Annotated in this window: 19 protein-coding genes and 1 pseudogene; 8 read left to right on the top strand and 12 right to left on the bottom strand. The window is 65.5% G+C overall.

The window, feature by feature from the left end:
• Positions 1 to 10: 10 nt before the first annotated feature.
• The 6 genes and pseudogenes from gyrA to dnaA form a co-directional block, all read right to left on the bottom strand.
• The gene (gene gyrA / locus GY812_06330) at positions 11 to 2,560 is read right to left on the bottom strand and encodes a DNA gyrase subunit A (GenBank protein MCP4435106.1); all 2,550 of its coding nucleotides are present in this window, start codon (positions 2,558 to 2,560) and stop codon (positions 11 to 13) included.
• A gap of 46 nt (positions 2,561 to 2,606) precedes the next feature.
• Positions 2,607 to 4,583: pseudogene (gene gyrB, locus GY812_06325) on the bottom strand (DNA topoisomerase (ATP-hydrolyzing) subunit B).
• A gap of 319 nt (positions 4,584 to 4,902) precedes the next feature.
• The gene (locus tag GY812_06320) at positions 4,903 to 5,223 is read right to left on the bottom strand and encodes a DUF721 domain-containing protein (GenBank protein MCP4435105.1); all 321 of its coding nucleotides are present in this window, start codon (positions 5,221 to 5,223) and stop codon (positions 4,903 to 4,905) included.
• A 10-nt stretch (positions 5,224 to 5,233) separates the two neighbouring features.
• Positions 5,234 to 6,316 (bottom strand): DNA replication/repair protein RecF, encoded by a 1,083-nt coding sequence (locus tag GY812_06315; protein ID MCP4435104.1) that lies wholly within the window; start codon positions 6,314 to 6,316, stop codon positions 5,234 to 5,236.
• A gap of 16 nt (positions 6,317 to 6,332) precedes the next feature.
• Positions 6,333 to 7,424, bottom strand: a complete 1,092-nt coding sequence (gene dnaN / locus GY812_06310; protein MCP4435103.1) for a DNA polymerase III subunit beta — start codon at positions 7,422 to 7,424, stop codon at positions 6,333 to 6,335.
• Positions 7,425 to 7,732: 308 nt separating this feature from the next.
• The gene (dnaA, locus tag GY812_06305) at positions 7,733 to 9,310 is read right to left on the bottom strand and encodes a chromosomal replication initiator protein DnaA (GenBank protein MCP4435102.1); all 1,578 of its coding nucleotides are present in this window, start codon (positions 9,308 to 9,310) and stop codon (positions 7,733 to 7,735) included.
• A 10-nt stretch (positions 9,311 to 9,320) separates the two neighbouring features.
• Between dnaA and rpmH the strand changes: the two genes are divergently transcribed.
• The 8 genes from rpmH (at position 9,321) to GY812_06265 (ending at position 15,325) form a co-directional block, all read left to right on the top strand.
• A complete protein-coding gene (rpmH, locus tag GY812_06300) occupies positions 9,321 to 9,632 on the top strand; it encodes a 50S ribosomal protein L34 (GenBank protein ID MCP4435101.1) in 312 nt (103 codons plus the stop codon).
• A 14-nt stretch (positions 9,633 to 9,646) separates the two neighbouring features.
• On the top strand, positions 9,647 to 10,012 hold the full coding sequence (locus GY812_06295) for a hypothetical protein (GenBank protein MCP4435100.1): 366 nt from the start codon (positions 9,647 to 9,649) through the stop codon (positions 10,010 to 10,012).
• A 2-nt stretch (positions 10,013 to 10,014) separates the two neighbouring features.
• Positions 10,015 to 10,287, top strand: a complete 273-nt coding sequence (gene yidD / locus GY812_06290) for a membrane protein insertion efficiency factor YidD (protein MCP4435099.1) — start codon at positions 10,015 to 10,017, stop codon at positions 10,285 to 10,287.
• Entirely contained in the window at positions 10,287 to 11,486 is a 1,200-nt protein-coding gene (locus tag GY812_06285; protein MCP4435098.1) for a YidC/Oxa1 family membrane protein insertase, read from the top strand. Before yidD ends, GY812_06285 begins: the two co-directional genes overlap by 1 nt.
• A 36-nt stretch (positions 11,487 to 11,522) precedes the next feature.
• Entirely contained in the window at positions 11,523 to 12,413 is an 891-nt protein-coding gene (locus tag GY812_06280) for a hypothetical protein (GenBank protein MCP4435097.1), read from the top strand.
• 70 nt (positions 12,414 to 12,483) lie between these two features.
• The gene (locus tag GY812_06275; GenBank protein ID MCP4435096.1) at positions 12,484 to 13,149 is read left to right on the top strand and encodes a hypothetical protein; all 666 of its coding nucleotides are present in this window, start codon (positions 12,484 to 12,486) and stop codon (positions 13,147 to 13,149) included.
• Between the two features lie 519 nt (positions 13,150 to 13,668).
• Positions 13,669 to 14,418 carry a ParA family protein gene (locus tag GY812_06270; GenBank protein MCP4435095.1) on the top strand — a complete coding sequence of 250 codons (750 nt, stop codon included), beginning with the start codon at positions 13,669 to 13,671 and terminating at the stop codon, positions 14,416 to 14,418.
• Positions 14,408 to 15,325 (top strand): ParB/RepB/Spo0J family partition protein, encoded by a 918-nt coding sequence (locus tag GY812_06265; protein ID MCP4435094.1) that lies wholly within the window; start codon positions 14,408 to 14,410, stop codon positions 15,323 to 15,325. The genes GY812_06270 and GY812_06265 overlap by 11 nt, the downstream gene beginning before the upstream one ends.
• A gap of 93 nt (positions 15,326 to 15,418) precedes the next feature.
• Here the strand turns inward: GY812_06265 and GY812_06260 are convergent, their stop codons facing one another.
• The 6 genes from GY812_06260 to GY812_06235 all read right to left on the bottom strand — a co-directional run bounded on the left by GY812_06260 (position 15,419) and on the right by GY812_06235 (position 19,729).
• Positions 15,419 to 16,417 (bottom strand): hypothetical protein, encoded by a 999-nt coding sequence (locus GY812_06260; GenBank protein MCP4435093.1) that lies wholly within the window; start codon positions 16,415 to 16,417, stop codon positions 15,419 to 15,421.
• A 130-nt stretch (positions 16,418 to 16,547) separates the two neighbouring features.
• Complete coding sequence (gene trxA / locus GY812_06255) at positions 16,548 to 16,871, bottom strand: thioredoxin (GenBank protein ID MCP4435092.1); 324 nt, start codon at positions 16,869 to 16,871, stop codon at positions 16,548 to 16,550.
• A gap of 138 nt (positions 16,872 to 17,009) precedes the next feature.
• On the bottom strand, positions 17,010 to 17,969 hold the full coding sequence (gene trxB / locus GY812_06250) for a thioredoxin-disulfide reductase (protein ID MCP4435091.1): 960 nt from the start codon (positions 17,967 to 17,969) through the stop codon (positions 17,010 to 17,012).
• Between the two features lie 104 nt (positions 17,970 to 18,073).
• Positions 18,074 to 18,436, bottom strand: coding sequence for a hypothetical protein (locus GY812_06245; protein ID MCP4435090.1), 363 nt, complete (start codon positions 18,434 to 18,436; stop codon positions 18,074 to 18,076).
• 43 nt (positions 18,437 to 18,479) lie between these two features.
• Entirely contained in the window at positions 18,480 to 19,121 is a 642-nt protein-coding gene (locus tag GY812_06240; protein MCP4435089.1) for a hypothetical protein, read from the bottom strand.
• Entirely contained in the window at positions 19,118 to 19,729 is a 612-nt protein-coding gene (locus GY812_06235) for a sigma-70 family RNA polymerase sigma factor (protein MCP4435088.1), read from the bottom strand. Before GY812_06235 ends, GY812_06240 begins: the two co-directional genes overlap by 4 nt.
• Between the last annotated feature and the right edge of the window lie 7 nt (positions 19,730 to 19,736).

Here is a 19,736-nt window from a genome sequence, read left to right as displayed (position 1 = left end):
ACGCCGGTCCTCAGCCGTCGGAGTCGGCGCCGGCTTCATCCCCGACGACGGGCTCGTCGTCGACTGCACCTTCGTCGTCACCCTCGTCGTCGGTGGCGAGTACCCGAGCGACAGCGGCGACGCGGCTGTCCTCACCGGTGGACATCACCCGCACACCCGAAGCGTCACGCCCCTGGGTGGAGATGTCCGTGACGGCAGTACGGATGACGACCCCGGTGTCGGTGATCAACAACACCTCGTCGTCGGAGTTGACCAGAAAGCCATTGAGCAGCTCACCTCGTGCCTCGGGGAGTCGATGAGCCCTCACGCCCTGGCCGCCGCGGCCCTGAACGTTGAAGTTGGACACGTCCGTACGCTTACCGAAGCCCTGATCGGTGATGGTCAGCAGCACGTCCTCGGGCGAGGTCACGGCGTCGGCGCCGACCACATGGTCATCGCCCCGCAGCTTGATTCCGCGCACACCACTGGCCGTTCGACCCATGGGCCTCACATCACCTTCGGAGAAACGGATCCCCCGCCCACCTCTGGTCACGATCAGCAGGTCGTTCTCACCCGATGTCGGCAGCACTCTCACGAGTTCGTCGCCGTCGCGCAGGTTGATCGCGATCAGACCGTCGGAACGGGAGCTGTCGTAGGCGTTGAAGGCGGTCTTCTTGACCACACCGTTACGCGTCACGAAGAACAGGAAGCGTTGCGTCTCGTAGTCACGGGTGTCGATGATCGCTTCGATGCGCTCGTCGGGATGCAGATTGAGCAGGTTGACGATCGCCTGGCCCTTTGCTGTGCGGTCACGCTGGGGTATCCGGTGTGCCTTGAGCCTGTAGACCTTGCCCCGGTTGGAGAAGAACAACAGGTAGGCATGCGCGGAGGTGGAGATCAGGTGTGTGATGACGTCTTCATCGGCCAGCTTCGCGCCCGCAACACCGCGGCCACCGCGGCCCTGCGTGCGGAACGCGTCAGCCGACACGCGCTTGAGGTAACCGCGGTCGGTCATCAGCACCACGACATCCTCGTCGTCGATGAGGTCTTCCACGTCGAGGTCGCCGTCGTCGTGCTCCAGTGACGACTTGCGCGGCGTGGCGAACTCCTCGCGTACGGCCTGCAGTTCCTCGGTGATGGTCGAGCGAAGCTTGGCGTCGTCGGACAGAATCGCCTCGAGCTCGGCAATGGTTGCCCGCAGTTCCTCCAGCTCCTCCTCGAGACGCTCCCTCCCGAGCCTCGTGAGGGTGGACAGCCGCATGTCCACGATTTCGGTTGCCTGGATCTCGGAGAACCCGAACGCGTCCACCTGAAGTGCCTCGATGGCCGCAGCGCGGTCCGCCGAGGCGCGGATCGCGGCAATGATCTCCTCGATCAGGTCGAGGGCCTTCAGGAATCCCTCGACTATGTGGGCCCTGCGCCGTGCCTTGGCGAGGCGGAACTCCGAACGCCGGGTGACGACCTCGACCTGATGCGCGACGTAGTGCACGAGCGCATCGCGCAAGGTGAGTGTGCGGGGCACGCCATCAACGAGGGCAACCATGTTCACCGCGAAAGTGGTCTGAAGCGGAGTGTGCTTGAACAGGTTGTTGAGGATCACGTTGCCCGGAGCGTCGCGCTTCAACTCGATGACGAGACGGGTCTCACCGCGGGTGCGCTCGTCACGGATCTCGCGGATGCCCTCGATCACGCCACTGTTGGCCAACTCGGCGATCTTTTCCGAGATGCCCTCCACCGAGGTCTGGTACGGAATCTCGCTGACGACGATGCGCTCGTTGTTCTTCGCCTCCTCGATCTCGGCGCGGGCGCGCACCTTGACCGAACCCCGGCCGGTGCGGAACGCCGAGACCAGTCCGGCGCGGCCCATGATCTGGCCCCCCGTGGGGAAGTCGGGACCCTTGACGAACTCCATCAGGTCATCGGTGGTGGCATCCGGATTCGAAAGAAGGTGCACGGTGGCGTCGATCACTTCGCCGAGGTTGTGAGTCGGGATGTTGGTGGCCATGCCCACAGCGATGCCCTGGCTGCCGTTGACCAGGAGGTTGGGGAACCTCGCTGGCAGTACATCGGGCTCCTCGTTGGAGCCGTCGAAGGTGGCCACGAAGTCAACGGTGTCCTCGTCGATGTCCGCGAGCATCTGCATGGCGATGTTGGACAGGCGACACTCGGTGTAGCGGTAGGCCGCCGGGGGATCCGATGGTGAACCGAAGTTGCCGTGGGGATCCACGAGTGGATGGCGCAGCGAGAAGCTCTGACCCATCCTCACGAGTGCGTCGTACACGGCCTGGTCGCCGTGGGGGTGGTACTTCCCGATCACGTCACCGACGACGGTCGCGGACTTCTTGTGGTTGCGGTCCGGACGGAGCCCCGCGTCATGCATTGCCCACAGGATCCGGCGGTGCACCGGCTTCAGCCCGTCGCGCGCGTCGGGCAGGGCACGCGACACGATGACTGACATCGCATAGTCGAGGAACGACTGCTCCATCTCCTGTTGGATCTCGATGGAGTCGATGGAACCGAGCACCGCATCGGCTGCCTCGCCGGGCTGCTCGGCGTCGTCGTTGGGGCTTTCGTCACTCATCGGTGTGGGGGCTCCGGGTCAGGGATGTCGCTTCTGGATGCCGGCGTCAGATGTCGAGGAAGCGCACATCTGCGGCGTTGGACTGGATGAAGTGCTTTCGGCTGTCGACGTCGTCGCCCATCAGGATGGAGAAGACCTCGTCCGCGATCGCGGCCTATTCGACCGATACCTGCAACAGCGTTCGCGTGGTGGGATCCATCGTGGTTTCCCACAGCTCTTCGGAGTCCATCTCGCCGAGGCCCTTCAGCCGCTGGAAGTCGTTGCGGTGCTTGGGGTTGTCGGCCTGGAAGGCCGACTTGGCGGCATCATCCTTCAGATAGAGCTTGTTGCGACCAACCTCGGTCGAATACAGCGGTGGCTGGGCGATGTACACGTGGCCGCCCTCCACGATGGGGCGCATCTGGCGGAAGAAGAACGTGAGCAACAGGGTGCGGATGTGTGAACCGTCGACATCGGCATCACACATCAGGATGATCTTGTGGTACCGCAGCTTGTCGATGTCGAACTCGTCGGCAAGCCCGGCGCCGATCGCGGAGATCAACGTCTGGATCTCGGTGTTGGCCAGCATGCGGTCCTGGCGTGCGCGCTCGACGTTGAGGATCTTGCCGCGGATGGGCAGGATCGCCATCGTGCGGGGATCGCGGGCGTCCTTGGCCGATCCGCCGGCGGAGTTGCCTTCCACGATGTAGAGCTCGGATTCGCGTGGGTCCTTGGATGAGCAGTCGGTGAGCTTGCCGGGCAGACCGGCGCCATCGAGTACCGACCGGCGCCGTGTGGCCTCACGTGCGCTGCGTGCAGCCTCACGTGCGCGGGCCGCGTGAACGGCCTTCTGCAGGACACGCTTGGCCTCGGTGGGATGCTCCTCGAGCCACTCAGCCATGCGTTCGTTGGTGGCACGCTCGACCATCGACCGCATCGGAACGTTGCCCAGCTTGCCCTTGGTCTGGCCTTCGAACTGGGGCTCGGAGAGCTTCACCGAGATGATCGCTGTGAGGCCCTCGCGGATGTCTTCGCCCTGGAGGTTCGGTTCCTTCTCCTTGAGGTGACCGTGCTCGCGTGCGTAGCGGTTGACCGTGTTGGTGATCGCCTTCTTGAAGCCCTCTTCGTGCATTCCACCCTCGATGGTGTTGATGCCGTTGGCGAATGAGTGCAGGCCGTCGGAGTGATAGCCGGTGTTCCACTGGAACGCGATCTCGACTTCCATCGAGCCGCCATCGGTGTCTGCGCCGGTCTCGTCGAAGTAGCCCACGTCGGAGAACAACGACTCCTTGGTGGCGTTGACATGGCGCACGAAGTCGCGGATGCCGCCCTCGTAGTGGAACTCGACGACCTCGGAAGCCGGGGTGTCGCTGCTGCTCGTGCGTCGGCTGTCGGTGAACACGATCCGCAGCCCTGCGTTGAGAAACGCCATCATCTGCAGTCGTTCGGCGATCGTCGATGCCCGAAAGACGACCTCGTCGAAGATCGTGGGATCCGGCCAGAACCGAACGGTCGTGCCTGTGCGCGGTTCGCCGTCATCGCCAACCGGTGAAGCACCGACCTCGGACAGGCTCTCGGCGATCTCACCACCGTTGGCGAACGACATCCGGTGACGAGTCCCATCACGGTCGATCTCCACCTCGGTGCGCACCGAGAGGGCATTGACGACCGAGACACCCACTCCGTGCAAGCCACCGGACACCTTGTAGCCGCCCCCACCGAACTTGCCGCCGGCGTGCAGCACGGTGAGAACGACCTCGGCTGCGGTGAGGTTCTCGTAGCTGGGATGCGCGTCGACCGGGATGCCGCGACCGTCGTCGCGGACCTCACATCCGCCGTCGGGGAGCAGTTCCACGTCTATGCGGCTGCAGTAGCCGGCCATGGCCTCGTCGACGGAATTGTCGACCACTTCGTACACGAGGTGGTGCAGGCCCGCGGGGCCGGTGGAACCGATGTACATGCCGGGGCGCTTTCGGACAGCTTCGAGGCCCTCGAGGACCTGGATCGCGTCCGCTCCGTAGCTGGCTTCTTCGGCTGTCAACATGCCTCCGGTCGATGAGGGATCGGTATTGCTCCCACTTGCTTGCCCACGCCGGAATCCGGGCCGGTCATCCCCTGTGGATGACCTGTGGATGACTCTCTGGTCGGCTGTGTGGTCAGGCCCGATTCCCTTGGTGTTCCAGGGCCTGTGTACAAGGTCAGATCGTACCATTCGCGACCCCCTTCAACCGGCATCCGGACCGGGTCGCGCGACCCGGTCCGGCAGTGCCACAAGCGGCTGCCGCGACCGGCCTGCACACCATCGGCCGACCGTCCGCGCGGCAGTCCGTCCAGGGGCCACCGACCAGTGCTCCAAACCGCGTTCAGGCAGGCTTGGAACGCACCTGCACGTCGCTGATCTCGCTGGATCCCAGCACCGCGTTGGCAGCGGCCACCAGATCGCTCTGCATCCACCGCAACTGCTCAGCTACCGCGCCTTCCGCCGTGGTGACCACGAGCGTTCCGTGCTGAAGGGAATGCAGCCGGCAGTGACGCGCCAGACGGGCGCCGATGACCTGCTCCCAGTGCTCCTCGAGTACCGCGAGGCTGTCCGGCCGAGCTGTGCCGATCAGGCGCTGCAGTCGGCCGAGGGACTCGCCCAGGCCCACCGGTGGACGATGTCCCGGCAGTGGTTCCGGGCTCATCGACACAACGCTAGTCGGAGACCCGCGAGAGCTCCCCGGGCGTCACTTCCACTTCCTGGTCTGCCTTGACGGCCTCGGGCAGTACCGCCGCGGTCGACAGGAAGGCCTGCCCGGCCGGCAACGACCCGACCAGCGCTTCACAGCGTTTCGGATCCAGTTCGCTGAACACGTCGTCGAGCAGTAGAACCGGAGGGGTGCCCGTCTCCTCCGCCACCTCGCGGTGCGAAGCGAGTCTCAGCGCCAGGGCCAGGCAGCGTTGCTCGCCCTGTGACGCATGCGTTCGCGCCGGCATCGCCTCCAGCAGCACACTCAGCTCGTCACGGTGGGGACCGACCGTCGTCACGCCCCTGCGCAGGTCGTCCTTGCGAGCGGCCCGCAGAGCGTCGGCCAACGATCCGCTCCAGCCCGCTACGCGGACCAGTTCCACCGGGACTTCCTCCCCAGCGATGTCGCGATAAGCACTGGTCACCGCGGGAGCGAGTCTCTCCACGAGTGCGCTACGCAGCGATGCGAGTTCCTCCCCCGCTGCTGCAGCCTTGTCATCCCATACCTCGAGGGTCAGCTCCGCTGACTCGTCGAGACGACCCCCGACCTGTTTCAGCAGGGCGTTGCGTTGCCGCAGGGCCTTCTCCCAGTCCGAACGGACCGACTGATTGCGAGGGTGCAGTGCCACCAGGAGGTCATCGAGCAGGTTGCGTCGTCCCGACGGCCCGCCCTTGACCAACTCCAGGTCATCGGGCGAGAACACGCTCACGCGCAGGGTTCCGAGCAGGTCCGACGCTCGGCGAAGGCGTTGGCGGTTCACCTGCACCCGGTTGCGTCCGTTGCGCGAGATCTCCGCCTCGAGCAGCTGCACCCGGCCTTCCACCTCCACTTCTGCTCGCACAACCGCCGAGTCGGCGCCCGCGCGGATCAGTGCTTCGTTGGGAGCACCGCGAAACGATGACAGGGTGGCCAGGTAACCGATCGCCTCGAGCAGGTTGGTCTTCCCTACGCCATTGCGCCCGCGGATCACACAGGTGCCCTCCGCAGCGAGCAGGTGCGCGGTGGCGTAGCTGCGGAAGTCTGTCAACCAGAGCTCGCGTACGAGCACCCCGTGCAGCTACGGCTCAGGACACCCGCACGGGCATCAGCAGGTAGAGGAACTCGCCCGACTCAACGGAACGCATCGTGGCCGGCTTGGAGCCATCGGTGCTCTCGATCGAGACCTCGTCGCCAACGGTCACCTCGAGGCCCTGCAGCAGGTACTCCGGGTTGAATGCGACCGCCAACTCCTCGCCGTCGTACTTGGCATCCAGTTCTTCCACCGCCTCGCCGAGGTCGGTGTTGACCGTACGCAGCTCCAGGAGATCGGGTCGCATGCTGAGCCGCACCGGCGTGTGCTCAGCGGCCATCAACTTCACACGCCGCAGGGCATCCATCAGGGCCTGACGACCGATGATCAAGGCCTGGGGCGTCGTTGCAGGGATCAGCTTCCGGTAGTCGGGGAAGTCACCCATGATCAGCTTCGTGGAGATGTGCAGCTCGCCGATCTCGAACGTGACGTCGCTTTCGCCCAGCACGATGGTGACCTCGGCGTCGTCCTCGAGCAGCCGGCTGACCTCGTCCAGCGCACGCGAGGGCACCAGGACCTGCTGGCCCGGCCTGAGCACCGCTGCTCCGGGGAGGTCACGCACCGCGAGCCGGTAGGAGTCGGTCGACACGAGTCGCAGACCGTCGTCCTCCGCGGTCATGAGCACACCGGTGAGCACCGGGCGGGAATCGTCGCGCGACGCTGCCTTGACGACCTGGCGGAGCCCCTCTGCAAGATCCCCCGCGGCGAGGGTCACCGACTCACCCGTCGGCTCGGCCCGGCTCGGGTACTCATCGGCAGGCATCGCATTGATGAAGAACTCCGAGCGGCCACCGGAGACACGGGGTCGATCACCGGAGGCATCCACCTCGATGGCCCCGGGTTCGAAGTGCCGCACGATGTCTGCTGCGAGCTTGGCCGGCAACACGACGACACCATCGGCCGCACCCGCGACCTCTATGGCGACTGTGATGGTGAGGTCCAGGTCACTGCCCGTTATCTGCAGTCGGTTGCCCTCCAACGCGAGGCGCAGGCCGGAAAGGACAGGCAGGACGTTGCGCGTGGTCGAGGCGCGGCCTGCGGTGCCCAGCGCATCAACCAGCACGTCTCGCTCACATCGGAACTTCACTGTTTCTCGCTTTCCCCACCACACCGGCGAATCTGTCTGTAATCCGGTAGCAGTAGTAGGAGGGGTTGTGGATTGTGGAGAAACTAGCGCAGGCCGTTGTGCTGCGGGTTCGCTGATTCACAGGCTTCCCCCGGTGTGCACAGGGCATCGGAGTAATTACATCGATGTCTGTGCATGCGGTGTCGCGAGGGGAGTGGCCCTCAACATCGCGACCGCGCTCCCTTGCACAGCGGATGGGGCGGTCATCCATGTGCAGCCCCCATCCCAATGCGGTCGCGATCCCCATCCCGCGGGCCGAGCCCGCACGATCAGCCACCCGCGAGCAGGTGCTGCACGAGGCTCGTGACGTCTTCGTAGGTCTTGCGCCGCTCCTTCATGAGCTTGGAGACCTTCTCGTACGCGTAGATGACCGTGGTGTGGTCACGCCCGCCGAACTCCTTACCGATCTGTGGGTATGACAGGTCGGTCAGCTCACGGCACACGTACATGCCGACCTGGCGTGCGTGCACAAGGTCCCGTGTGCGGCTCTTGCCCTGCAGCTGAGCAACCTCGAGACCGAACTGCTCGGCTGTGGCATCGAGGATCACCGACGGGGTGATCTGGCGCGGCTTGGTGGCATTGAGGATGTCGGCGAGGATCTCCTGTGTGAGCGGCACGGTCAGCTCGGTGTCATTCAGCGCTGCGTAGGCGTTGACGCGGATGAGGGCGCCTTCGAGTTCGCGGATGTTGTAGGTGATGTTCGTGGCGATGAACTCGAGCACCTCCGACGGCACCCTCGAGCCGGCCTGGTCGCCCTTCTTGCGCAGGATCGCCAGTCGGGTCTCGAAGTCGGGCGGTTGGATGTCCGTGATCAAGCCCATCTTGAACCGGCTTCGAAGGCGGTCCTCCAACGTCGCGATGGCATCCGGTGGCCGGTCCGACGACAGCACGATCTGGCGCTGCGCGTCATGCAGGGTGTTGAAGGTGTGGAAGAACTCCTCCTGGAGCTGTTCCTTGCCTTCCATGAACTGGATGTCGTCCACCAGCAGCACGTCGATCTCGCGGTAGCGCTGCTTGAATTCGGGCTGGGTATTGCGGCGGATCGCTTCGACGAACTCGTTGAGCATCGTCTCGGTGGAGATGTACCGCACCCGGAACGAGGGGTAGTTCTCACGCACGTAGCTGGCAATGGCCTGCAGCAGGTGGGTCTTTCCGAGTCCGGCACCGCCGTATACGAACAGCGGGTTGTAGCTGCGGGCGGGGGTTTCGGCGACAGACAGTGCGGCTGCGTGGGCGAACCGGTTGGAGGGGCCGGTCACGAAGGTGTCGAAGGTGTAGCGCCGCCCCGGAGGCGGAGTCTTGGCGTCGTCCGGCTCCGGCGATCCCTCGGTGATGTCGATCGTGTCGCGGAGGGCAGGATCCGCAGCGGGGTCGGGGCCGACTTCGATCGGTGCGGGTTCCACGTCGACTTCGAGCACAACACTCATTCCGTTATGGCCCACGTCGTCGAGGACGGCCTCGATCAGCCCCAGGTAGCGCTGCTCGATGCGTTGGCGCAGCAGCTGGCTCGGGACGGTGAGCGTGAGCACGTCGTCGTCGAGGTCCGACGCACTGACTTCCTGGAAGGTGGATCCCCAGACAGTGTCGGTCACCTGCTCCTGCAGCGCGCTGGATGCGGAATGCCAAACGGATTCCGCACCGGTCTGGAGCTGCGCATCTCCCATATCCCTATTCCTCCACAGGGGCGTCCACATTCTGTGGAAAACAAGGACAACCCGCCATCTGTCAGGTACCCGCCTTGGCTCACGACTGGATCCGGCCGAACCTAGCCACTCTCCTCGGTCGTGGCAACCGGCTCTGTGAGGGCCGTCGTGTGGCACAGGGTTGGCGCCAGGGGCGCGACTCATCTAGCTTGACATGTTTGAACCCGATCGGCGGGTTCCTCCCTGCCGGCCCACGTTGTGCCGCAACCTGCCACAAGGGCGGTCTGCGGCCGCCGCCGTGGCCACCGGCAGAACCCTGGCACCGGGGCCAAGCGGTGTACCGCCGACGGGGACGTCCGCGGGCAGCCCCCGCCCAGAAGCCGGAGAGATCGTGAAGCGTACCTACCAGCCCAACAAACGTCGCCGGGCCCGCAAGCATGGGTTCCGACACCGGATGTCGAACCGCGCCGGGCGGTCGATCGTCAAGAACCGGCGCCGCAAGGGTCGCCAGCGGCTCTCGGCCTGAAGTCGGGACGCCATGTGGTCGGGCGGATCGGCCGACGAGAGCAGTTCAGCCATTTGCGCGCGCACGGGTTCACTGTGCGTGACGGTGGACTGCGTATCCGTGCCGCAAGGCTTCCGGAGGACGCTGTCGGTACCGGGCCGGCAGTCGCCTACTCGATCGGCCGCGGTGCAGGCACCGCGGTGCGCCGCAACCGTTTACGCAGGCGCCTCAGGGCCGTGTTCGCGAACGCAGAGCATGACGGACGGCTTCACGAAGGGTGGTACCTCGTGACAGTCCTACCGTCGAGTGAGGAACCGGCCTACGCCCAGCTCGACAGCTGGGCGTCGGCAGCGCTCAGCATGATCTTCGAGCGCCTGGCAGCACCGGGAACAGGGCTGTGACCGTGCCCGCAGCTGCCGACCCGACCCAGGACGCGCAGCCACGACCGACGTTGGCGAGGCGGGTGTTCATCGCGCCGGTGCGTTGGTACCAGATGGCCAGGGCCGATCGTCCCTCACCGTGCCGTCACGTGCCCAGTTGTTCGACCTATGCAATCGAAGCCGTGGAGATGCACGGCCCCCTGCGGGGCCTGTGGCTGGGAGCCCGGCGGATCATCCGCTGCAATCCATGGGGAACCTCCGGGTATGACCCCGTACCGGAACGGAAGGCGAACTGATGTTCGAGCCGCTCTTCGACGCCCTCGGCGCCGTAATGAACTTCTTCTACACCATCATCCCGAGCTACGGCATCGCGATCATGGCGCTCACGGTGTTGGTGATGGTTGTCATCACGCCCCTCACGGTCAAGAGCACGCGCTCCATGATGCAGATGCAGCGCCTGCAGCCGGAGATGAAGCGGATCCAGGAGAAGTACAAGAACGACCGCGAGAAGCTCAATGCGGAGTTGATGGCGTTCTACAAGGAGAACAAGATCAACCCGCTGGGTGGCTGCCTGCCGCTGATCGCCCAGATGCCTGTGTTCATCATCATGTACCAGCTGATGAGAGGCCTCACGGTGCGCCCGGGTGGCCTGGGTACAGGGCTCGGCCAGATATCGGGCCAGGAGATCCAGGGGCTTCCGTTGACCCCCTACGTGTTCACGGACCAGAACTTCGACCCCTCACACCTGAACCCGGGCACTGACCTGTACGACGCGCTGAGCACGACCAGCACCATGAATTTCCTGGGGGTCGACCTCAGCCTTTCGGCCAGCGACGCCCTGAGCATCAGCCTGTGGATCGCCATCCCCTACTTCATACTGCTCGGCATCATGCTGGCCACCGGCATCATCCAGAACCGCCAGCTGCAGAGCCGCAACAGCAACGCCAGCGTCAATCCACAGCAGCAGGCGATCATGAAGTTCATGCCGTTCTTCCTGCCGGTGATCTCCTTCGGGTTCCCGGCCGGCCTGGCGCTGTACTGGTGCACCCAGAACCTGTGCCGTATCGGCACCAACGCTTACATAAACCGCAGCATCTACAACAAGGAACACCCGAAGGGCGAGGCCATCGAGGCCACCGCCAAGGAGAAGGGTGGAGAGAAGGGCGGAGCGAAGGGAGCGTCGAAGGGTGACGCCAAGGCCGTGGGCAAGGGCGCGGGCAACGGCGCGGGCAAGGCCAAGGGCGCGGATAAGGCCAAGGGCGCGGATAAGGCCAAGGGCGCGGATAAGGCCAAGGGCGCGGGCAAGGGCGGCTCCGGGTCGTCCAACGGATCGAAGAAGGGATCGGGCAACCAGGACAAGGGGCCCGGCAAGAGCATCAAGAGCCAGAAAGCCCACGAGAAGTCCACCGGGCAACGTACGTCGGGATCCGGTGGCTCCAATAAGGGCAGCGGCGGAGGCCGGAAATCCGGCGACCGCCGCAAGGGCTCCAAGTAGGCAGCGCCGCACAGGCGCCGACCAGGAGGGATTCACATGGAGTGGGTCGAGACAACTGCAAAGACGATCGAGGAGGCCAAGGAGCTTGCCCTGGACCAACTGGGGGTCCTCGATGAGGACGCCGAGTTCGACGTGGTCGAGGAGCCAAGGCCTGGTCTGTTCGGTCGTACCCGAGGCGCAGCGCGAGTTCGTGCCCGCGTTGCACCGAGTGCTCCCCCGCCCAAGCAGGAGCGCAAGCGGCGCAACGGCCGTGGCCGGTCGGGCCAGAAGAGCCAGGGCGCCAAGGGCGGAGACCGCTCGGACAGGGCTGGCTCGCGCAAGGGCGGTTCGGGCAAGGGTGGTTCCGGAGATGGTGGGTCCACCAAGGCCTCCAGGGGCTCGGACGGCGGCGGCTCCGCCAAGCGGGGCAACGATCGACGTGACGGCGAGAGTCGCCAGAAGCCGGCCAAGGAGCGAGAGATGATGCCCGAGAGCGAACAGCGTGAAGCAGGCGAACAGTTTCTCACCGGACTGCTCGGGGCCATCGGATACGAGGGCAGTGTCAGCAGTTCCCTCGATGACGAGGGCGTGCTCAGCTTCGAGGTGACCGGCGAGGGCCTCGGTTTGCTCATAGGCCCGGGGCTCAATGCCCTCGATGCTGTGCAGGAGGTCTGCCGCAACGCGATCCAGCGTCAGGCGGATGGCCGCACCTACGGAAAGGTGACCCTGGACGTGTCGGGGGCCCGCGCTGACCGTACGGCATCGCTGGAAGCGTTCGTTCGTGCCGAGGCCGAGCAGGTTCTCGATACCGACGAAGAGGTCATCTTCGAGGTGATGTCACGCGCAGACCGCAAGATCGTGCACGACGTGGTTGGGGAGTTCGACGGCCTCGAGACAGAGTCGGTCGGTGAAGACCCGCGCCGTCGGGTCGTGCTGAAGACAGCCTGACCAGTCACGCCGGCACGGCCTGTACCTGAGCGGGTTCGACCACTTGTTGAGGGACGACCCTTCCAGGTGGTTGGCGGGGCCCCCAACCCCGGTGCTTTTGCGCGCGGTGTTGCAGGCTGCGCAGGACCGCAGCCTCATCGGTGGCGTGGACCTCGACGCCCAGGTGGTCCATTCGGCCGGCTTCGAGGCGTTCCTCGAGCCGGGATGTGACGTGCTGGACCTCGGTAGCGGCGGGGGCCTTCCGGGACTCGTTCTGGCGGTCGGCAGACCGGACATCCAGATGACACTGCTCGACGCCGCCCGCCGTCGGGTGAGGTTCCTGGAGTGGGCAATCGACCAACTTGGCGTCGGTGACCGCGTCGATGCCGTGTGGTCGCGTGCGGAGTCGGCCGGCAACAAGCCCGGGATGCGGGAGCGCTACGCGCACGTGGTCTCGAGGTCGTTCGGCCCCCCAGCAGTCACTGCTGAGTGCGCCCGCCCTTTGCTGGCCGACGGTGGATCGCTGGTAGTGAGCGAGCCGCCAGGCAGTGCCGGGTCGGAGGATCCCACTCGAGATGCGGATCCTCGGGCTGGCCAGGTGCGCTGGCCCGACACCGGGTTGGCAGCGCTGGGCTATCGGCCAGCGAGCCATGTGCGCAGATCGGGTTCGATGTTCGTGGAACTGGTTGCAGCCGGGGCCTGTCCAGCCAGGCTCCCCAGGCGCGAGGGCATGCCTGCCAAGCGCCCTGCGTTCTGACCCTGTTCGCCCGAGTCCTGGGTCGGGTTGCAGGACTGTGCCCGGGTGCAGGCTGTTCCACGTGGAACATCGTCAGCGACTCGTGGTGACCTGCTCCGATTCGTTCTCGAAGGCGCGGTTGCGATGTTTCACGTGGAACAGCCCGGAAAGGCTTGACCGTGTGGGCCATAGACGAAAGGATGGGCGCCGTTCCCCAGTCGGGAGTTGGGTCGCGAGGCTCGTCTCGTGCGGCGTCGGTTTCTCTTCAAGAGGACTCCAGAGCCGGTAGGTAGGCAGCAGATCCAACCCCAACGACTGGTCTTGGACCCCAGGCAACGAGGGAGACCCATGCCGGACAACGATGAGCAAGGCCGCTCCGAACACAGTGTGGAGCAGCCACCAGACCTTCGGGATCCGGTCGCCGGGGCCGGGGACGCCAGCGCGAAGTCCACGCCGGTAGCGGTCGACGAGCGGACCGCTGAAGTAGCCACCCCGGCTCCCGCGACGGCTAGTGAGGATCCGACGGTCCACACACGGATCATGTCGGTGGCCAACCAGAAGGGCGGCGTCGGCAAGACCACCACCACGGTCAACATGGGGGCTGCGCTGGCCGAGCTCGGTCATCGCGTCCTGATCGTGGATCTGGATCCGCAGGGCAACGCAACGACCGGTCTCGGAATCAACTACCGGGTTCTCGACCACACCATGTACGACGTACTTCTCGGCGGGCTTCCGATCGACGACTGCATCGAACCGACCGAGGTCAAGGGCCTGTTCGTGGCCCCGGCGAGCCTCGATCTTGCAGGAGCCGAGATCGAACTCGTTCCAGCCTTCAACCGGGAATCGAAGCTCAAGAGGGCCCTGGAGGAGGTGGCCGACCAGTACGAGTACATCCTCATCGACTGCCCGCCTTCGCTCGGTCTGCTGACCGTGAACGGTCTGGTGGCGTCCACGGAGGTCATGGTGCCGATCCAGTGCGAGTACTACGCCCTCGAGGGCCTGGCGCAGCTGGCTCGAAATGTGGACCTCGTGAGGGACAACCTGAATCCGCTCTTGCGGATCAGCAACATCGTGATGGTGATGTACGACACCCGGACGAATCTGGGCGAGCAGGTCGTCCAGGAGGTACGGGACCACTTCGGGGATCTCGTCTGTCGAAACATGATTCCGCGCAACATCAAGCTGTCCGAGGCACCGTCGTTCGGACAGCCGATAACGACCTACGCCTCGAGCTCCAGGGGGGCCGTTGCATACCGTGAACTCGCTCGGGAGGTGAGCAATGGCGCGTAAAGGTGGACTCGGTCGGGGACTGACTTCGCTCATCCCACCGTCGGCCGAGGATGTGGAGGTACTGGACGCGGGCGACGGCCTGCGTGAGGTACCGATTGACCAGGTCAGTCCGAACCCCAACCAGCCGCGGAGGAACTTCGAGGAAGACAGCCTTTCGGACCTATCCGCCAGCATGAAGGAGCTGGGAGTGCTCCAGCCCCTGCTGGTGCGCCAGGTCGAGGACGGCTACGAACTGATAGCAGGCGAGCGCAGGCTCCGGGCGGCTCGTCGCGCCGGATTCGAGACCGTTCCGGTCGTGGTGCGTGAAGCCGAGGGGGTTGCCAGTCTCGAGCAGGCCCTGGTGGAGAATCTGCACCGACAGGACCTGAACCCTCTCGAAGAGGCAGCCGCCTACCAGCGGCTGATCGAGGAGTTCGATTACACACAGGAGCAGGTGGCCGAGCGAGTGGGACGCAGCCGCAGCGCAGTTGCCAATCTGCTCAGACTGTTCCAGCTCACGCCGGCGGTTCAGCGCCTGGTTGGCGACGGTCTGCTCTCGGCGGGGCATGCGAAGGCCTTGCTGAGCCATCCAGATCGCAGCTACCAGGAGTCCCTGGCGAAGAGGGCTGTCCGTGACGAGTTGACTGTTCGCGCGGTCGAGGACCTCGTCAAGGAACGCATGAAGCTCGAGTCGCAGACCGATGGCGCAGGTACGGCGGAGCCCGAGGTCGACTCCCACGCGGACGACGATCCCTCAAAGCCGAAGCTCCGCCAGCCCGGGTTGATAGAACTCGAGGAGCTCCTGGCCGACCACCTCGACACGAGGGTCAGCATTGCCATGACGGCACGTCGTGGCAAGGTGACCATCGAGTTCGCCGACCTTGAGGACCTGGAGCGCATCTACCGTCGGATGATCGCTGACGCATGACCCTCAATGGCCACAGGACCGGTACCTGAGCGGTGAATCCAGGGTTCACCGTGTTATCCACAGTGGGGGATAACCCTGTGGGCAACCGGAACCTCAAGTGGAGGTCGAGGATCTCCAGGAGGTCAAGGCCCTCTGAAGGGCATTGACGACCAGATCGCGCTGATGAATGTCGCCGAGGCCATGACCCAGCTTCACCAGCACGGCCGGGGCACGGGTTTCCCGCAGGATCGGCAACCTCATGCCGCGCACGACTCCCAGGCCGGTTGCAGGCAGTTCGCGCACCACGATCTCGGCCAGTGCCCGACCTCCCACCGACTCGAACCCGGTGACCGAGAAGTAGTGGGCCTCTATTGCATCGCTGTCGGTGTACTCAACCCCGATGTAGACGTCGGCGTCGAAGTCGTTGGCAGTGGAGGCCTGATCGGACCAGTCACCGTCGAGTATGGCTACGTCGGCACATTGCGGCATGAGCAGTGCGGCCAGGCCGCTAATGACCTGATCGGCCGGGTCGGCCGCTCCCAGAGCCACTCGAAGGCTACCTAGATCCGTCGAATCACGTTGGAGTCTCACGCGCTCCCTGACAGAGGCAAGGGTAGCTGTGCCTGCGCGCCCGGCCAGGCGAACGAGCGCCGACACGGTGTCCGGCCCGCATACCTCATCGGAGATGATGCCGGCGTTCTTCTGGAACTCCCCGACGGCGTCCTGGGTCGCAGAACCGAAGATGCCGTCGACCCGACCGGAGTCGAAGCCGAGCGTGCCCAGTCTCAGTTGCAGGTCGGCCACGTCCTCGCCTCGCAGCATGGGCGAGCGAAGACACAGCAGGCGGTCACCGAGGCGGTGCTCGGACTCCAACAGCACCGCCCATGTGTTCAGGTCGCACTCGCCGGTGGGTTCCAGGCCGCGGGTGGACTGGAACTCGGCCACCGCGGTGGTGGTCGCATCGCCGTACTCATCCACCGGGTCACCCGTGCTCGGATGGTCGAGCAACGCCAACCTGCGCCGCAGTTCGCCCACCAACGGCCCGGCGTCGCCGGGCGACAGGGCATCGACGCGGCGGTCGAAGGTCTGTCGGTCGTGTGTCGGGTCGTTCATGTGGGCAAGTGCCTGGCAGTCCCGGCGGGGCGTGGCCCCCGGATCATGGGCCAAAACGGCGGGTCGGCCCGCTTCACGGGCCGACCGCTTCGTCTGGTCCCACGCAGGATAATGCTGCGCGGGCTGTCGCTCAGAGTACGGGAGCGAAATCCTCGAGCAGTTGTGCTTTGCCCTTTGCTCCCACGACCCGCTGGACCTCGGACCCATCCTTGAACACGATCAGGGTGGGGATGCTCATCACGTTGAACTGCTGGGCCAGGCCCGGGTTGTCATCCACGTTGACCTTGGCAATGCGAAGCTTGCCCTCGTTCTCGGACGCGATCTCCTCGAGCACCGGGGCGACCATCTTGCACGGGCCGCACCATTCGGCCCAGAAGTCGACCACCACTGCCTCGCTGGCTGCGTTGATCTCCTCGGCGAACGTTGCCTCGGTGAGGGCTGAAATCGCTGACATCGCTGTTGACCATCCTTGTTCTCGGCTAATCGACTGAACCACACGCGCTGGTGGGACATTCCCAGCTTGCAGTGTCAAAGGTGTCACCGCGAAACCGTTCGGGGGTCCGCCCGTCGTGCGGCGGGCCGTCGGTGAAGGCTAGTGGCCCTGTTCCTCGAGCCAGCGCTCGGCGTCTATGGCGGCAGCGCAACCAGAACCCGCTGCAGTGATCGCCTGGCGGTACCAGTCGTCCTGGACGTCCCCGCAGGCAAAGACGCCTTCCACGCTGGTGGAACTGCGGAACGCCTCGGTGACCACGTAGCCGTTGTCCTTCAGGTCCAGCTCGTCGGCGAACAGGTCGGTGTTGGGCCGGTGCCCGATGGCCACGAACACACCGGTGAAGGCGTGCTCGCTGACCTCGCCTGTCTGGGTGTCGCGCACGGACACGGTCTCGACCTTCTGGTCGCCCTTGATGTCCTCGACCGTCGAGTTCCACAGGAACTTGATCTTGGGATTGGCCCGGGCTCGGTCGGCCATGATCTTCGAGGCGCGCAGTTCGTCACGGCGGTGGATCACGGTCACGGAGTCAGCGAATCGGCTGAGGAAACTCGCTTCCTCCATGGCTGTGTCGCCACCGCCGACCACGCAGATGTCCTGGCCGCGGAAGAAGAACCCGTCGCAGGTGGCGCAGGTGGACACGCCGTGGCCGAGCAGCCGACTCTCCGACTCGAGCCCGAGCATCAGGGCCTGGGCACCGGTGGCGACAATGACCGAGTGCGCCAGGTGCGTGGGCTCAGCGGAGGTGTCACCTACCCAGATCTTGAAGGGTCGCTCCGAGAAGTCGACCCTGGACACCTTCGCGGTCACGATCTCGGCGCCGAAGCGCTCGGCCTGCGCACGGAATCCGGCCATCAGCTCGGGGCCCTGTACTCCGTCCGGAAAGCCCGGGTAGTTCTCCACATCGGTTGTGAGCATGAGCTGGCCACCCGGCTGGTCGCTGGTCGACGACGGCTCACCCTCGATCATCAGCGGCTCGAGGTTCGCGCGTGCTGTGTAGATGGCGGCGGTCAGCCCTGCGGGACCGGATCCGATGATCACGACGTTTCTTGCTTCGCTCAAGGTTTCTCCAGCGGTCGCCCCGGTATACCCCCGGGGGTTTGTTCATCGAACTCGCTGCGGACACGTGGTATTCCCATCGGGACCCACGCCGCGCGGGTGGACCCTCAACCGGCGTCGTTGCCAGAGCGGTCGCGTTGCAGCCACAGAGCCCACCCGAGCAGCCACATCATCGCGGCGATGATCGTGTAGACGATCCAGATGTCGCCGGGGATCAGCCAGTTGAGCCCCTTGATGAGCCCGGCAAAGAAGGCGATCACGATCGGGATGACGATGATCGCCGCCACGATCCCGTACACCGAGGCGTGCGCCACGTTGAGCACCGGCCCGGTGGTCCTGGAGCGAACCTTTCCCACGGTGTCGACGACCAGGTCGGTGACCTGGTCCGTCCAGGCGGGCTCGGCAGGGGCCTCACCGGTCGGCGACTCCGTGGACGCCGTGCCCTCGGTGGGGGGATCGCTGAATGCCATGGGGGCAAACCATAGTTGCTGGCGTGCCCGCCGCGACCTTGGCTCAGCGGATGCGCACTGTGATGGTGAGCTTCAGCCCCGCGAACACATCAACGGGCGCTCTGGTGGGCACGTCGTCAATGTCGTTGCCGACCGATTCCGCAGTGGATTCCTGCAGTCCTTCCGCACTGTTCGCCGCCGGCGCTCCTGACGTTGCATCCGCGGACGAGCCGGCTGCATCCTGCGCATCGCCGCCCGCACGCGGTGCGCCCTCATCGATGACCTGGCCTGCGGATTCGAAGTCGCTGCCCAGGTCGGACCTGGCGGACATGACTGCGAGGGTCGCCACCCCCACCACGACGACCAGCACTGCTGCCGCCACTGCAAGGATCCGGTTGCGGCTTCCGCCGTCACGGCGCAAGCCGGGCACGCGTGCGAGCCGCGCAGGTTGGTCCGCCGGGCCGCCTTGTGCGCGCGGGTGCGTCGTGCCCACCGCTTGTGCGACGAGGGCATCGAGTTCGCCGGCGGCCGGCTCATCGGAGCGGTCCGCCAACAGGTCACGGCTGGCAGCCATCAGTTCGAAGCGCACGCGTGCCTTCTCTGTGAGCTCGTCGGGGGTGACGCCGGTGAGCGACTGGTCGAGCGCGTCAGAGGCCGACCAGTCGGTGGGATCGGCCTGCGGCTCGAACTGCTTGTCGTCGTTCATCGGTCCTCCACCCCTTCAGACGCAGCAGGATCTGTTTCGGTTCCCATGGCCGATGGATCCACCCCGCCGAGCGCATCGGCCAGCCGCGCCCGTCCGCGGGCGATACGTGAACGCACAGTGCCGATGGGCACGCCGGTGATCTCGGCGATGGCGGAGTAGTCGAGGTCGGCGACATCACGCAGCACCACAGCGACGCGGTAGTCCTCGCCCAGCTGGCTGAGCCTCTCGAGCAGGTGGTCTCGGAGCTCCCCCCGCACCGCGTCGTCGCCGGGGTCGGTCGTGGCGCCGGCTGACCACAGCGGAGCAGGGTCCGCGCGGACGGCCTCGTCGGCCGGGTCAGGTCGCCGCCTGCGCCGTCGCAACTCGTCCATGCATGCATTGGTGGTGACGCGGTAGATCCAGGTCGACAAGCTGCTGCGGCCATCGAATCGCGCGAGCCCCCTGACCACAGCGATTGCGGCCTCCTGGGCGGCGTCCTGCGCATCACCACGATCCCGGCACAGCCGTCGGCACACGGCATGCATCGCAGGAAGGTGCTCGGACAGCACCTGGGCGACGGCATCGCGATCACCGGCGCGGGCGGCGCTGAGAACATGTGGGTCTGTCACGGGAGCA

This window comes from Actinomycetes bacterium, from assembly GCA_024222295.1.
Classification (GTDB): Bacteria; Actinomycetota; Acidimicrobiia; order Acidimicrobiales; family Microtrichaceae; genus JAAEPF01.
This window is presented reverse-complemented; position numbering and strand designations above follow the sequence as displayed.

Bases quoted from the DNA above. Each gene is read 5' to 3' on its own strand.
- gyrA (MCP4435106.1), bottom strand. From the start codon at position 2,560: ATGAGTGACGAAAGCCCCAACGACGACGCCGAGCAGCCCGGCGAGGCA.
- GY812_06320 (MCP4435105.1), bottom strand. From the start codon at position 5,223: ATGAGCCCGGAACCACTGCCGGGACATCGTCCACCGGTGGGCCTGGGC.
- dnaA (MCP4435102.1), bottom strand. From the start codon at position 9,310: ATGAGTCGCGCCCCTGGCGCCAACCCTGTGCCACACGACGGCCCTCAC.
- rpmH (MCP4435101.1), top strand. From the start codon at position 9,321: ATGTTTGAACCCGATCGGCGGGTTCCTCCCTGCCGGCCCACGTTGTGC.
- GY812_06285 (MCP4435098.1), top strand. From the start codon at position 10,287: ATGTTCGAGCCGCTCTTCGACGCCCTCGGCGCCGTAATGAACTTCTTC.
- GY812_06280 (MCP4435097.1), top strand. From the start codon at position 11,523: ATGGAGTGGGTCGAGACAACTGCAAAGACGATCGAGGAGGCCAAGGAG.
- GY812_06270 (MCP4435095.1), top strand. From the start codon at position 13,669: ATGTCGGTGGCCAACCAGAAGGGCGGCGTCGGCAAGACCACCACCACG.
- GY812_06265 (MCP4435094.1), top strand. From the start codon at position 14,408: ATGGCGCGTAAAGGTGGACTCGGTCGGGGACTGACTTCGCTCATCCCA.
- GY812_06260 (MCP4435093.1), bottom strand. From the start codon at position 16,417: ATGAACGACCCGACACACGACCGACAGACCTTCGACCGCCGCGTCGAT.
- trxA (MCP4435092.1), bottom strand. From the start codon at position 16,871: ATGTCAGCGATTTCAGCCCTCACCGAGGCAACGTTCGCCGAGGAGATC.
- GY812_06245 (MCP4435090.1), bottom strand. From the start codon at position 18,436: ATGGCATTCAGCGATCCCCCCACCGAGGGCACGGCGTCCACGGAGTCG.
- GY812_06240 (MCP4435089.1), bottom strand. From the start codon at position 19,121: ATGAACGACGACAAGCAGTTCGAGCCGCAGGCCGATCCCACCGACTGG.